A 15,509-nucleotide genomic window follows, 5' to 3' on the forward strand; every position below is an offset into this window, starting at 1 on the left:
TAGTCTTTATTTTAAAGGTTCTTATTTTAGAATGAAAGGTTTACGCCGATGGTGTAGGTGCGAGCCTGTGGATATACACCATAGTCTACACCGAGAGAAGTTCCACCTGATGAGATTTCAGGGTCGAAGCCCCAATACTTGGTCCAGGTAATCAGGTTCTCTGCCATCACGTAGAAACGCAAGTGACTGATAGACAACTTCTGTGTAAGCTGCTTTGGCAAGGTGTAACCCAAAGAGATGTTCTTCAATCTCAAGTAAGAGCCATCGCAAATATAGAGGTCAGAAACCTGCCAATTGGTAGCATCGCCATTCTTCAGGATAGGATACTTATTGGAGGTACCCTCACCAGTCCATCTGCCGAGCATCCAAGTAGGGAAGTTGCCAGAGAACACATCTGTACGATAGGTAGCATCAAATACCTTATTACCTGTTACACCCTGCAAGAAGAGGTTGAGATCGAAACCCTTCCACTCAGCATTGAAGTTGAAACCGAAGGTCCATGAAGGTGTACCATTACCGATGTTGGTGCGGTCATCTGGATCGATTTTACCATCACCATTGACATCAACAAAGCGTACATCACCTGGCTTGGCATCTGGCATGATCAAATTTCCATCTGCATTGGTATAAGCATTAACCTCTGCCATATTCTGGAACACACCAGCTGTCTTATAACCATAGAAGTATGGGAAAGGCTGACCGTTAGATCCACGAGTGCCACCACCAGAGATACCCAGGAAGCCATCGAGGTCGATGTAACCTGTATCATTACCGAGGTTGGTCAACTCATTGTGCAGATAGGTAACATTAGCCTTGGCATTGAAGCGAGCATCAGAGATGTGCCACTTATAGCCGAGCTCAAACTCAAGACCTGAGTTCTTCATGTCACCCACGTTACCGATTGGCTTGGTCTCACCTACGTAGCTTGGGATAGGCATAGTAATCAACATACCGTTGGTCTTCTTTACATAATAGTCAGCTGAGAATGTCAGCGCACTGCCGAAGAAACCGAAGTCGAAACCGATATCAGTCTGCTCACTCTCCTCCCACTTCAAGTCTTCATTGGCTGTGGCATTCGCCTTAGAACCATTAAACTTGACTGCATTCTTTCCGAAGAGCACGTTGTTGCCCATAGCGGTCAATACGGTATAACGGAAGTCACCGATGTTATCATTACCATTCTTACCCCAGCTGGCACGGAACTTCAAGTTGCTCAACCAATCGCGAGTACTTTCCATGAATTTCTCGTTCATAATATTCCATCCGATAGAGGCAGATGGGAAGGTACCATATTTATGAGATGGTCCGAAACGGCTTGAACCATCTCGGCGGATTGTAGCCTGAAGCATGTACTTCTCATCATAGTTATAGCTCAATCGACCGAAGAGAGAAGATATAGCATGCACTACATTATTGCCACCTGATACAGCATGCTCAATGGTTGGAGCACCTACAGAGATGATGTTACCTTCAGCATCCTTCACGATGGTCTGGCTATATTTACCAGTAGCATAGTCGATAGAAGGCTTGTTTACATTCACAAGATTCCAACGGCTGCCGTTCAGATAATCACTCTTATTCTTCATTGCACTCTGACCTAAGACAACAGCAAAACTATGCTTGCCAATAGTCTTATCGTATGTCAAAGTATTCTCCACCTGCCAGTTGATACCCTTGTCAGAACTCTTGTAAGCCTGGGTATGCTCAGCCTTGACGTTACCAGAGAGGTAATACTTGGATGCGGTGTAGCTATCTGAACCCCAGAAGCTGAGGTCTGCACTATAAGTGAAATGATACTTCAAGTTATCCCAGAGCTGGAGGTCGATAGAGAACTTAGGCACAAACTTATGTGACCAGTTCTTAGCTGCTGGGCGCGCCATCATGGCAAGAGGGTTGTTCATCTCCTGATAGGTACCTCCCATACCTGGGATGGTATAATAGTTGCCATTGGCATCACGAAGAAGCTCGTAAGTATCACGAGTACCTGTAATATTACCATCTGCATCGTATGTATTAGGATCCTCGTAGGTATTATAATACTTCTTCGCCACATTGCTATTGGTTACCGTAGGAGCCAATGTTGGAGCAAGATAGAGGGCACTACCCAATACTGAGCCATTACTATTAGCATCGATACCTGTACTCTTTACACGGGTGTAAGCCATGTTGACGGTTACATCGAGCTTGTTGAGGAAGTTGCGATCCTTGCTGGCATCCAATACATTATAAATGTTGTTGCTACGCATAGAGAGACGCTCATAGTTGCTCTGTCCGTAGTTACCACCTACGATACCTTCCTGCTTGTAGTAGCCCATGGAGAGGTAGTAGTTGATCTTATCGGATGCACCACTGATGCTTACCTCATGGTTCTGTACAGGGGCATTGTCGTTGAATACCAAGTCCTGCCAATCAGTACCAAATCCATTGATAGGATTGCCATTAGAGTCAGTCAGTTTGTATGGATCAGCAAAGATAGGAGCCTGACCACCATTCACTGCACGCTCGTTCTGAAGGATGGCGTAGTCAGTGGCGCTTGTTACATCACGCTTCTTCCATGCGCTTTGCCAACCGTAAGAGAAGTTATAGTTGATCTGTGCCTTTCCTATCTTACCCTTCTTGGTGGTTACGAGAATTACACCGTTGGCAGCACGGGCACCATAGATAGCACCCGAAGCAGCATCCTTCAACACCTCGATACTCTCGATATCACTAGGGTTGAGATAGTCGAGACCACCCTCGATAGGCATGCCGTCTACGATGTAGAGAGGATCTGAATTGCTGATAGTACCTGTACCGCGAATACGGACTTTAGGAGATGCACCAGGCTGTCCTGAAGAAGAGGTTACGTTGACACCGGCAGCCAGACCCTTCAATGCGTTATCAACACGCACTGGGCTCTTGCCAGCCAAATCTTCGGTGCTCACTTTAGCGATAGCAGCAGTTACCACGCTCTTCTTCTGAACACCGTAACCTACAACAACCACTTCATCCAAAGCCTTGTCGTCTTGTTTCAGAGTAATCTTCATGTTGGCTGAAGGACGAATCTCTGCATCCTTGTAGCCAATGTAGGTGATAACCAAGGTCTGGTTAGCATCTGCATCAATGACAAAGTTACCATCAAGGTCGGTAATTGCACCGGCACCCTTGACGCCTTTAACCTGTACGGTGGCTCCGATAACGGGTTCACCCAGGTCATCCAACACGACACCCTTAAAGGTGTTTTTCTGTGCGAGCGCTGACGTCGACATCAATAATGCAGTCGCCAGCAATAGACTTTTTGTTTTCATATTCGATTATTAGTTTAGAAAAATATCTGTTTGTTAGTTCACTCTATTATAATAATGTATAAGACTGTGCGGCTGTGCATTTCCTAAAATGCGTTAAGCCGTGTTTTCGATTGCAAATATAATATGTTTTTTTGATAATTCCTAGCACCTTCAACAGATAAGTGGGAAAAACACTTGCTTCAAACAACTTATATCGTTAGTTTTCAGATACTTATCTATTTTTTATAACTATACGAAAGTGGATGGGGTAAAATGGAGAAAATGAGGCTAGAACACCCCTGAAACGTTATATCAGTATATTTCAGTGTTCACACTCTGCCACTTTTCAATAACGCACATCACTCATTATACTTCTCATTATCAACAACTTACAAAAGTTATATTTTTGTACCCATCCACTTTTCACTTATCACACATCATTTTTTCATTATTTATTTAGTAATTTTGCAGATGAATGAGCATATACGCCTAAACGCACAAAAAAAACGTGAGAGGCGGTGTGCAAAACAAACAACTGCAAGAAATAAACAAACCATAATAAATATTACTTATGAAACAGTTCATTTTATCATGTGTCCTGTCGGTTGCAGCCATCGCTCCATCTCAGGCACAGCAGACTACCAGACAATTGCCTGTCTATCTCGACCAGACCAAACCGGTAGAGCAGCGCATCGATGATGCCATCTCCCGCATGACGCTGGCAGAGAAGATACGCATCATCCATGCTCAGAGCAAGTTTTCATCAGCCGGTGTACCACGTTTGGGATTTCCTGACTTCTGGACGGATGACGGACCTCACGGAGTGCGTCCTGACGTATTGTGGGATGAGTGGGAACAGGCTGGTCAGACCAACGACTCCTGTGTAGCCTTCCCTGCCCTCACCTGTCTTGCCGCATCATGGAATCCGCAGATGAGCCGCATCTATGGCGAAGCATTGGGCGAAGAAGCCCTGTATCGCGGCAAGGACATGATTCTGGGCCCTGGCGTCAACATCTACCGCACGCCTCTCAATGGCCGCAACTTCGAGTATATGGGCGAAGATCCGTTCCTGGCAAGCATCATGGTTGTGCCGTATATCCAGGGATTGCAGTCTAAGGGCGTATCAGCCTGCGTAAAGCACTATTGCCTGAACAACGATGAGGAATACCGCCATCAGGTCAACGTAATCGTCAGCGACCGTGCTCTCCATGAAATCTATCTCCCTGCCTTCAAGGCGGCTGTTGAGAAGGGTAAGACATGGGGTATCATGGGAGCCTACAACCTATATAAGAATGAGCACAACTGCCACAACCAGTGGACCCTGAACAAGATTCTGAAGGGCGACTGGAAGTATGACGGTGTCGTGGTAAGCGACTGGGGCGGTGCCCACGACCTGGAGCAGTCTGTAAAGAACGGGCTGGATATGGAGTTCGGCACCTGGACAGACGGTCTTACGATGGGCGCTACCAATGCCTACGACAACTATTATCTCTCCATGCCTTATATGAAGGCCATACAGGAAGGCAAGTTCACCCAGAAGGAGCTGGACGATAAGGTGCGCCGCGTATTGCGCCTCTTCTATCGCACCACGATGAATCCGAACCGTCCTCATGGTTTCCTCTGTTCCGAGAGCCATTATGCAGCAGCCAGACAGATTGCTGAGGAAGGCATCGTATTGCTCCAGAACAGGAACAATGTGCTCCCTATCAACACCCAGAAGGCTAAGCGCATACTGGTAGTAGGCGAGAATGCCATCAAGATGATGACCGTAGGCGGAGGATCTTCTTCGCTCAAGGTACAGCGCGAGATTTCGCCTCTCGATGGTCTGAAGACGCGCCTGGGCAAGGACGGCATCGAGGTAGATTATGCCCGCGGATATGTGGGCGATGTAACGGGCAACTACAATGGCGTTACAACCGGCCAGAACCTGGAAGACAAGCGCAGCGAGGCTAAACTGATAGCCGAAGCCGTAGAGAAAGCCAAGACTGCCGACTATGTCATCATGTTTGGTGGTCTGAACAAGAGCGATTTTCAGGACTGTGAGGGTCACGACCGCAAGCATTATGAGTTGCCATACCATCAGGATAAGCTGATCGAGGCTTTGGCTAAGGCAAACAGAAACTTCGTTTATGTCAACATCTCGGGCAATGCGGTAGCTATGCCTTGGAAGGCTAAGGTTGCCGGCATCGTACAGGGCTGGTTCATCGGTTCGGAGAGCGGCGAAGCCCTTGCAAGCATCCTTACAGGCGATGCAAACCCTAGCGGCAAGTTGCCGTTTACATGGGTCAACTCGCTGAAGGAAACAGGTGCTCATGCACTCAATACCTATCCGGGAACCTGGCGTCAGGAAGGTGGAGCCAGCACGAAGGGCAACATCATTGATGAGGAATATAAGGAAGGCATCTATGTAGGTTACCGCTGGACCGATAAGGAGCGCATCAAGCCTACCTTTGCATTCGGTCACGGCTTGAGCTACACCCAGTTTGCCATCTCTAATCTCCGCAGCGACAAGATGCAGATGAAGCAGGACGGCACAATCACCTTTACCGTAAACGTAAAGAATACAGGTAAGCGTGCCGGAGCCGAGACGGTTCAGCTCTATATCCACGATGTCAAGGCATCGGTAGACCGACCTCAGAAGGAACTGAAGGGATTCCAGAAGGTTTATCTCCAGCCAGGTGAGAGCAAGGATATCAGCATCACCATCAGCAAAGAGGCCCTCAGTTTCTACGATGAGGCATCTTCATCCTGGAAGGCTGAAGCCGGAAAGTTTGAGGCTCTTGTTGGTAATGCAGCCGATAACCTGAAGCTCAAGAAAGCCTTCGAGCTCTTTTAAAAGAATGATTCGATTCTGAGAAATTGAACGGAGGGAAGAAATAAATATAACGCATAAAAGTTTGTTACGGTGAAACGCCGTAACAAACTTTTATTGTATTCCCCTGCTTTTCATCCTATCGACAAACTCGTAGAAACGGGGATACACAAACATCAATATTTTGATTATCAGATGACTACCCATGTGTCGTGTTTCACGACACATGGGTACCTGAAGCATTTACTCATTTCTAAAAGCAACTAACATGCTGATTATCGGACTGTTAACATACATGACGCTGTAAAACACAGCGTATGGGTACCCCGAAGTGTTTACTCTTTCTCCAAAAACAACAAACACTCTGATTATCGGACAGTTAACCCACATAATACGGTAAAACACCGTGCATGGATATCTGCAGCATTTACTCCTGAATTTTCGCAAGTTTGCGCCATCACGCCCAGAAAGGCTTATTTCATGCCAATCTGCTTCACACGCTGCTCGAACTCTTCCCTGTCACAGATGGCACTATTCTTGATTTTGGCGCGATAATTATAGATAGTGTTCACAGAATAGTGAAGGAACTCGGCAATCTTAGAACTGTCCTCGATGCCCAGACGGATAAGGGCAAAGATACGGAGGGTGGTAGAAAGACGGCTGTCATCTTCGAGCACGATACGCTCTTCAGGTCTCAAGAGGGCATTGAACTCCTCAACAAAGTCAGGGAAGAGCTTCAGGAAGGCGGAATCGAAATACTCATACAGCTCGCCCATGTAGGCTTCGCCAGCCTGCATCTGCTCCAGCAGTTTGTTGAGTTCTCTTGCCTTCACCAGTTTCACTACTCGCTTGCGCATGGTCTCTATCTTGTCGACATAGATGGCACAAAGGCGCAGGAATCGACCAATATATACTTCCTTCATCTTGTTACTCTCGTTGAGTGACTGGTTCATCTCATTGAGCGACTGGTTCATCTCGTTAAGACGCTCATTTGCCAACTGCAAGGCATGGTTGGTTTCCTTCAGCTTATGATGGGCCGCAGCAATGCGCTTGCGCTGCTTGTTGACATAGTAGAGCAAGAGCATAACCACAAAGAGAAGCAAGGCTGAACACGCTACCATGAGCCGCAGATGCTGGTTGCTCGCTGAAAGTTCTTTCTGATATCCCTCCTCAATCTGCGTGAGCACAGGCATGATCTGGCGGCTGCGGATAGGCGTATTGAAAACGGTAGCCGACTTCCAGGCAAACTTGATATACTCATGAGAGCGCTTCTGCTCGCCCAGTTCGGCGTTGAGAAGATTGGCAACTTCCCAGAGAGACCCCTGGTCCATCACAGCCAACTGGACATCGCAGATAGCAGAACGCAAGAGGCAGCGGAGGAACTGTTCTTTATCACCAAACTGATTGTAGGTCATGCCGCGATAAAACTGAACGATGGCATACTGATGGGTGCCCGGTTTCGTCATCGCCAGCCGCTTATCGCTCAATCGCAAAGCCTCCTTCATATTGCCTGCATCTCGTGTCCTCACCTCCTGCATCTGCAGATAAAGGTCATCATCATGGCTGAATGTGCTGTCTATTGCAGCCTGATAGGCATTATGCTTGCCGGCATAATATTTCTTCAAGGAAGGAACGTTGGAATAATATGCCATCTCGCCATACAGGTGCTGGCAAGCCCAGAGGTAGTTGCGTTTGCCCTCAGCATCAAGATCAGCGATATTGACAGACTTCAGCAGGTCGTACGATTCGGCATAATCGCCCGTGGTAGATTCCTGGAAAGCAAGCAGCGCCTTGGCATTTCCCACCTTCTTTTTATCGCCCATTCTGAAGGCAAGTTCCATACACTGGTTGATGTATTTCAGCGCCATGTCGTTCTTGTAGGAGCGGTATTCCTCAAAGAGCGCAAAGCAGGCATCATACTTACTGCTTAGGCGCCTGGCGGTCTTCAGTTTCTGCTCCCAATCGCGAATTCGGGCTTCACGTACCTTCACATAATCAGCCGAATGGGCAATGGCGTTGTCCAGACTCTGGAAAAGCTGCTCTATATTATCTGTTGTTTTTGCTGCAAGAGAAAGAGGCATCAAGACAAAGAGCAGGAAGAAGAATGCCTTTCCCCATAATTCATTTACGCGATACATCAACTTGATTCCGTTTAAGATTGATTTATTTTCATGAGGTTTCATGTGCAAAAGTAATAAAAAAATCGGAAACGACAAATCAAATATAGAAGAAATATAGATTTCTTCGCATTTTTCGTCTATACCGCATCCACTTTTTATATATTCTTCATTTTTCTTATCCATCTCATTATCAGATACATTTTTATCTGAAAAAGGAAAATTCATCCACATTTTAACATTTCTATCGCGCATCGTATCATCTTTTTTATTATCTTTGCAGAAGATAAGCATCAAAAATAACAATTAACATAATAAACAATGAGAACAGCACTTTTATCACTCACATTTCTTTTGGCTGGTTCTATGGCAGCACCTGCTTTCGCCCATACAGCAGCCCCTAAGAAAAAAGTAACTGCCACAACCAAGAAAGGCAAGATTCTACCCATGAAGGAGTATATCGACCAACTGATGGCGAAGATGACGCTACAGGAGAAGATAGGTCAGCTGAACCTGATGGTAGCTGGCGACATCACCACCGGCGGCGCACTTGATACTCAGGTAGGCAGCGATATCGCCCAAGGCAACATGGGCGGAGTTTTCAATATCAAAGGGCTCGATAAAATCAAGGCTCTGCAGGAAATCGCCATCAAGAACAGCCGTCTGGGCATCCCGCTGCTCGTAGGTATGGACGTAATTCATGGTTACGAAACGATGTTCCCTATCCCTCTCGCCCTTTCCTGCTCATGGGATACCGAGGCGATGAAGAAGGTAGGCGAAGTATCGGCCAAGGAAGCCAGTGCCGACGGCATCAACTGGACATTCTCTCCTATGGTAGACATTGCGCTCGATGCCCGCTGGGGACGAATAAGCGAAGGAAATGGCGAGGATCCTTATCTGAGCGGCGTGATGGGAGCAGCGATGACTCAGGGCTACCAGGGCGTAGATATGCGCACAGAAGAGATTCTGAGAGCCAACCGCATCATGGCCTGTCTGAAGCATTTTGCCCTGTACGGAGGCGTTGAGAGCGGTAAGGAATATAACACGGTAGATATGAGCCGCATGCGCATGATGAACCAGTATCTTCCACCTTACGAGGCAGTGGTGAAGGCTGGCGTAGGCAGCGTGATGTCTTCATTCAATCTCATCGACTACATACCTGCTACAACCAACAAATGGATGATGACCGATGTCTTGAGAAAGCAGTGGGGATTCAACGGTTTCGTAGTTACCGATTACGCTTCTATCGCCGAGATTCTGCAGCACGGAACGGCAAAAGACCTCAAGGAGGCTTCAGAACAGGCGCTGAAGGCTGGTACCGACATGGATATGTGCTCCAACGCCTTCGTAAAGCATCTGGCTAAGAGCATAGCAGAAGGAAAGGTGAGCGAGGAGGATGTGAACATCGCCTGCCGCCGCATCCTGGAAGCGAAATATAAACTGGGCCTGTTCAGCGACCCTTACCGCTACTGCAACACCAAGCGCAGCAAGAGCGAGATTTATACCGCTGAGAACCGTCAGGCAGCCCGCGATGTAGCAGCAGAGACCTTCGTGCTCCTGAAGAACGAAGGCAATATCCTGCCACTGAAGAAGGAAGGAAAGATAGCCCTGATAGGTCCGCTTGCCGACACCCGAAACAATATAGCCGGTACATGGAGCGTGGCTCAGGTACCATCTAAATATACCACCATCAAGGAGGCAATGGAGCATGCACTTGCCGGAAAAGCCACCTTATTATATGCCCAGGGAAGCAATATCTGGCGCAATCAGGAACTGCAGCAAAACGGCGAATGCGGCAAGCCAATCAACTGGGGCAACGAGGCTGAGATGAAGGCTGAAGCGCTGAAGATTGCGAAAGAGGCCGACGTGATAGTATGTGCTATGGGCGAAAGTGCCGAGATGAGCGGCGAATGCGGTAGCCGTACCAACCTGGAGATGCCGGACGTACAGCGCGAACTGCTTGCCGAACTTCTGAAGACGGGCAAGCCTGTAGTGCTCCTCAACTTTGCGGGCCGTCCTACGGTTCTTACTTGGGAAAAAGCCCATGTACCAGCCATCATGAATGTATGGTTTGGAGGTTCAGAGATGGGCGATGCTCTCTGCGATGTCATCTTTGGCGACAAATCGCCATCGGGTAAGCTCACCACTTCGATGCCTAAGACTACCGGTCAGGAGCCTCTCTACTACAACCATCAGAACACCGGACGCCCTGTAGCAGACGATAATGAGAAGTTTGCCAAGTTTGCCAGCAACTGTCTGGATGTAAGCAATGGTCCGCTCTATCCTTTCGGTTACGGTTTGAGCTACACCTACTTTTCGTACAGCAACTTCCGCCTGAGCAGCCAGGAGGCCGGCATCAGCAATGAGGAGGCTACCGAATGGCAGGATGGCAAGAAGATTACAGCTAGCGTCACCATTAAGAACAACGGTTCCCGCGATGCCGACGAGATTGTGCAGCTCTACATCCGTGACATGGTAGCCAGCATCTCCCGCCCTGTAAAGGAACTGAAAGGCTTCCAGCGCATCCATCTGGCAGTAGGTGAAAGCAAGGAGGTAAGCTTTGATATCACCCCAGATATGCTCAAGTTCTACAACGCAGATCTGAAGCACGTGATAGAACCAGGCGACTTCCAGATTATGATAGGAACCAACAGCAAGGATGTAAAGACATTGAAACTGAACGTGAAATAAACAAGAAAAATCGCCCTGTAAAGAGCAAAGCATAGCTTGAAAGATGCTTTACTTCTTACAGGGCGATTATCATCTACTGAGCCCACTCCAACAGAAGGCTCAGTTATGGATTCTATCCTTCAGGATTACTTAGTCATCTCGAAACCTACACGCATACCATCGTAATTATTGGCGATAGTACCGATAGCGCTGAGGGTAGAACTGCCCTTGAGGGCACCCATGGTCTTGATGAGGTTGAGCAACTTTGTCTGGTCGAAGAGCAGGCTGATGCCGTTGGTAGTCTTCGTAGCATAGCCCGACATACTCAAGAGCAAGCCCTTCATCTGAATGGCATGAGTCTTCTCATCAAAAGTATAATTGCCCTGCCATGACTTGCCATCTATCTTGGCAGCGAAAGTTCCATCAGTTTTGAAGGTGAAATAGGTATTTGAGCCGCAGAAACCAAACTTGCTGTAATACTCACCCAACTTCTCCTCTACCTTGTTGGCAGCAATCTCACCGCCAGCCTTTGCCAGAAGATTCTCAGAAGTAAAGGCGCATCCCGGCTTGCTGTACTTCCAGGTATGGGCACAGAGATCCTGCTTGCTGAAGGTACCTGAACCGATTACATTATTCAGGATGCCATTGATAATGCTGCTACCTGCAGAACTGCTGCTGTTAGAGTTTCCGCCCAGTACAGCACCCAAGATACCTGCAACGGCTGAGCCTGCATTGCTGGTTGTACTGGTAGATGTAGTGGCATTGCTGGTTGTTGCTGCAGTTGTTGTTGCAGTCGCAGCTGTTGTGTTAGATGTAGCAGAAGTTGTTTTCTTTGTAGAAGTCTTCTTGGTCGTAGTCTTCTTTGAAGTCTTCTTAGAAGTCTTCTTTGTTGTCTTCTTAGTCGTTTTCTTAACCGGCATCATCTCAGACATTGAGGCATTAAGCGCTGCCTCGTTCATAGCGCTTGCGTTGCTGCCAGCTGTGCATGCGAGCACGAGGGCAGCCAAAAGAAATACCTTTTTCATTGCTTTCTATATATTTATTTTTATCACTCTTATTTATATATACCCAATACTTCCTATTGTTCTTTCGGGTGCAAAGTTCGCAAAAAAATCGGAAATACGATAAGAAAAATCCCTATTTCGCGGTATGAATCTCCCTAAAAACTCAGCATTTCTGCTCTTTCTACGTTATTATAGACGAATACTATGACAATTCGTTTAAAAGACTATGAAAAAATCGTTCAGGAAATGATAATTATCGGTCTAAAGGAGGGGAAACTGTTCAATCGTTTGCACTTTTTTTTGACATACATCAAAAAATAACGAATAAAACACGTATTTTCATGCATTTTATACCTAGAAATAGGTAGAAACCCCTATCTTTGCAAGCGGTTAACAAATATCAATAGGTTATGAATGATTTAATTAAGGTAAATTCAGAAAATCAGAATCAGGCTATCGATAGATGCCAACAGATTCTTCAGGATCGCCGCGAGGCTCTTGCCTCTAAGGCAAAGAGAAGAGGTTAATACTCTTCAGAAACAAGAAGTAAAGGAGGAAAGATGATGCTCTTATACAATATAAAGACGCATCCTTTCTTTTTAAAGAGAGATTTTTCGAAACGACTCTTAAATGATGAGTTTCAAAAATTTTGGGAAAAGAAAAAAACGTAAAAATCCCGTTGTCAGCCATCTGGCTTGTACAACGGGATTTTTTCGTTTATTATATCAAGTCCGAGATTTTACTTCTCGTTCTTCACTGCCTTCATGATGATCTCGAAGTGATTACCACTCTTCAAGATGACATTCTTCAGGAAGTCTGAAATCTCAGATGCCTTCAGATTCTTCACCATCTCCTTGTAATCGCTATGAGTATCAACACCCATACGCTCGTATGTGCTCAACGCACCAAGCCAATAACCGTTAGACTTCTCGCTAACAGCAGCCTGCTTCAGGAGAATCTCCTTCACCTTCTGAAGGTCTTCTGCATTTGGCTGGGCTATGGTCTCGTCCATACCCTTGAAGAAGTAAGGAATAGCGATATCCGACTTTTCTGGGTTCAACTGAGCCACGGCAGAAATAGAGATGGCAGCCTTGTTATCATAATCGCGAAGCAAACCATAGTTTGCACCTGCATGATAAGCAGCACTGAGTTCCTCACGGATAGTACGCAAATACTTCATCTCCAAAAGACGGGCTGAAACATCAGCAAGAACCATATACTGCAAGGTGAATGGAGCCTTGGTATACCAAATCTCTGTTGCCTGATTCTGTGGATTCTCCATTGCCTTGGTAAAGACATTGCTTACCTTACCCTTAGCATAAGGAATCTGCTTGTTCTTCAGCTTGAAGCCATTGTTTGGCAGACTGGCAATATATTGCTCGATGAGTGGGAGGAGAGTCTTCTCATCATAGTTACCTACGAAATAGAAGGTGAAGTCCTTGGCATTGCCGTAGAACTGCTTACCAATCTCCAGGATACGGTCGTAGTTGATATCCTTTATATCGCTTGCCTCTGGCACACGGGCAAGTTTGCTACCCAAATAGAGGGTGCTCTGAACAGAATCCTGATATACGAGGCCTGGGTTGTTGCTCTTGTTGGCAAGAACAGTAGCCATCATGCTCTTCATACTGTCGAAACTCTTCTGGTCCTTGCTTACTGCGGTCATCTTGAGATAGATGAGCTGCATCAGGGTTTCAATGTCCTTAGGAGTAGAATTGCCCTTCAAGCCATGATTGAAAGGACTCAAGCTGAACGAAACGCCAGCCTGCTTACCAGCCAAAGCCTTTTCAAGTTCATTACTTGAGAAATTGCCAAGACCACTGGCATCGAGAACATCTGCTGCGAATGCAGCATTCATGAAGTCTGCCTTGCCGAAAGTAGAATAACCCACATTGGCTGAAGCTGCGAAGGCAATCTCGTTGTCCTTGAAATCGGTCTTCTTCAATACCACCTTAGCGCCATTAGAAAGAGTCAACTCCTTGAAGCCCAACTTCTTGTTCTCAACAGTCTTCTTAATCTTACCAGCCTTAGGAGCCTGAGCGATGAGAGGTTCCTGCTTAACATTATCTACATAAGCCTCGAGCTTCTCAGCACGTACCTGCTTTACGATGGCAGCAAGTTCCTGCTCAGTAGGATAAACGCCCTCTGGCTGCTCGCGCATCATAACCAAGGATACAAGGTTAGTATCGCTCTGGCAAACCAACTGCTTGGCATAGCTGTTGATAACCTCAAGAGGCAAGTTTGGAACTACCATCTTCCAGATCTGGCTCTCCTCTTCTACTGATGGGATAGGCTCGTTAGAAGTGAAGTTATCCACATACTGGGTGGTAAACTGCTCGTTCTTCATCTTATCCTTGTTGGCAAGCGCCTTGTCAACCTGGCTCATGAACTCATCCTTGGCACGCTGATACTCAGTAGCTGTAAAGCCGAACTCATGCATACGCTGTGCCTCGCGGAGAACAGCAGCATAAGCCTCCTTAATCTTTCCTGGCTTAGCTACACCGGTAAGGGTGAAAGCATCCTTTGTGCTTGAAATCAGGTATGAACCATCACCGGCATTTGCCTGGAGATATGGACAGTCTGGCTCCAATGCCTTCTCAGCATAACGGGCAGCAATCATAGAAGAAATCACATTATCCATATATCCCTTCAGGAGATAGCTCATGTTGCTCTTCAGAGAATCTGGCACTGCATTGTGCTTCATATAAACCTGGAAGAGATCAACCTGCTGCTCCTTATCCTTGTCGACAACATAGATGGCTGTATCATTATCAGCTACTTCAACCTTCTCTATCTTAGCGGCATTCTTAGGCACCTTGATACCAGAGAAGAGTTCCTTGATCTTAGCTTCGATATGATTAACATCTACATCACCCACGATGATAATAGCCTGATTGTCTGGGCGATACCATTTACGGTAGTAAGCACGGAGAGTTTCTGGCTTACAGCCATCGATAACGCTCATCAAACCGATTGGGAAACGGTAGCCATACTTTCCGCCCTGATAGAGCTTAGGAAGTGAACGCTCTATCATGCGCTGCTGGCCTACGATACGCATACGGTACTCATTGTGTACCACATCGCGCTCGCTCTCGATAGCATCCTCGGTAAGAGTGATACCATTACTCCAGTCCTTGAGGATAAGCATACAGGAGTCTACGGCTGTTGTACGGGTAGTAGGAACATCGGTAAAGTAATAAACAGTCTTCTCTACTGCTGTATAGGCGTTGAGATTACGGCCATACTGTACGCCGATGCTCTGCAGATAGTCCTGCAGAGAGTTGCCCTTGAAATGGTCGGTACCATTGAAGGCAAGGTGCTCCAAGAGGTGAGCCAAACCGCGCTGGTCATCATTCTCATTGATAGAACCCACTTTCTGTGCGATGTAGAAACTGGCTACATGCTCAGGATAACTGTTGTGACGAATGTAGTAAGTCAATCCATTATCAAGACGACCTATCTTCACATTCTTGTCTACCGGAATAGCTGGCATCTGCTGTGCCATCGCTGTACCTGCAGAAAGGAACAGCACAACTGCTGCAAAAATCTTTCTTAGTTTCATCTGATTTTAATTATTTATATATTTATTGTTTTCTATATCATTCTTTCTATATACCTTATTATATATATCATGCTACTT

General features: G+C 46.6%; 6 protein-coding genes. 2 read left to right on the forward strand and 4 right to left on the reverse strand.

Annotated features, from left to right (window positions below; all coding sequences use genetic code 11):
* Positions 1–26 precede the first annotated feature (26 nt).
* Positions 27–3,287: a SusC/RagA family TonB-linked outer membrane protein gene (locus tag F7D47_RS07600; RefSeq protein WP_153086100.1), complete on the reverse strand. Its 3,261-nt coding sequence runs from the start codon at positions 3,285–3,287 to the stop codon at positions 27–29.
* Positions 3,288–3,837: 550 nt separating this feature from the next.
* Between F7D47_RS07600 and F7D47_RS07605 the strand changes: the two genes are divergently transcribed.
* Positions 3,838–6,102 (forward strand): glycoside hydrolase family 3 C-terminal domain-containing protein, encoded by a 2,265-nt coding sequence (locus F7D47_RS07605; protein WP_153086101.1) that lies wholly within the window; start codon positions 3,838–3,840, stop codon positions 6,100–6,102.
* Positions 6,103–6,551: 449 nt separating this feature from the next.
* Here F7D47_RS07605 and F7D47_RS07610 read toward each other — a convergent pair whose 3' ends face one another.
* Positions 6,552–8,261, reverse strand: coding sequence for a DUF6377 domain-containing protein (locus F7D47_RS07610; RefSeq protein ID WP_153086102.1), 1,710 nt, complete (start codon positions 8,259–8,261; stop codon positions 6,552–6,554).
* Positions 8,262–8,516: 255 nt separating this feature from the next.
* Here F7D47_RS07610 and bglX point away from each other — a divergent pair, with 255 nt between their 5' ends.
* Complete coding sequence (gene bglX / locus F7D47_RS07615) at positions 8,517–10,886, forward strand: beta-glucosidase BglX (protein ID WP_153086103.1); 2,370 nt, start codon at positions 8,517–8,519, stop codon at positions 10,884–10,886.
* A 125-nt stretch (positions 10,887–11,011) separates the two neighbouring features.
* Here the strand turns inward: bglX and F7D47_RS07620 are convergent, their stop codons facing one another.
* On the reverse strand, positions 11,012–11,890 hold the full coding sequence (locus tag F7D47_RS07620; RefSeq protein WP_153086104.1) for a DUF4923 family protein: 879 nt from the start codon (positions 11,888–11,890) through the stop codon (positions 11,012–11,014).
* A gap of 718 nt (positions 11,891–12,608) precedes the next feature.
* On the reverse strand, positions 12,609–15,431 hold the full coding sequence (locus F7D47_RS07625; protein ID WP_153086105.1) for a M16 family metallopeptidase: 2,823 nt from the start codon (positions 15,429–15,431) through the stop codon (positions 12,609–12,611).
* Positions 15,432–15,509 lie beyond the last annotated feature (78 nt).

It is taken from the genome of Segatella copri (assembly GCF_009494835.1).
Classification (GTDB): domain Bacteria; phylum Bacteroidota; class Bacteroidia; order Bacteroidales; family Bacteroidaceae; genus Prevotella; species Prevotella copri_F.

Coding starts and splice junctions, on each gene's coding strand:
- F7D47_RS07600 (WP_153086100.1), bottom strand. CDS start 3,287: ATGAAAACAAAAAGTCTATTGCTGGCGACTGCATTATTGATGTCGACG.
- F7D47_RS07605 (WP_153086101.1), top strand. CDS start 3,838: ATGAAACAGTTCATTTTATCATGTGTCCTGTCGGTTGCAGCCATCGCT.
- F7D47_RS07610 (WP_153086102.1), bottom strand. CDS start 8,261: ATGAAACCTCATGAAAATAAATCAATCTTAAACGGAATCAAGTTGATG.
- bglX (WP_153086103.1), top strand. CDS start 8,517: ATGAGAACAGCACTTTTATCACTCACATTTCTTTTGGCTGGTTCTATG.
- F7D47_RS07620 (WP_153086104.1), bottom strand. CDS start 11,890: ATGAAAAAGGTATTTCTTTTGGCTGCCCTCGTGCTCGCATGCACAGCT.
- F7D47_RS07625 (WP_153086105.1), bottom strand. CDS start 15,431: ATGAAACTAAGAAAGATTTTTGCAGCAGTTGTGCTGTTCCTTTCTGCA.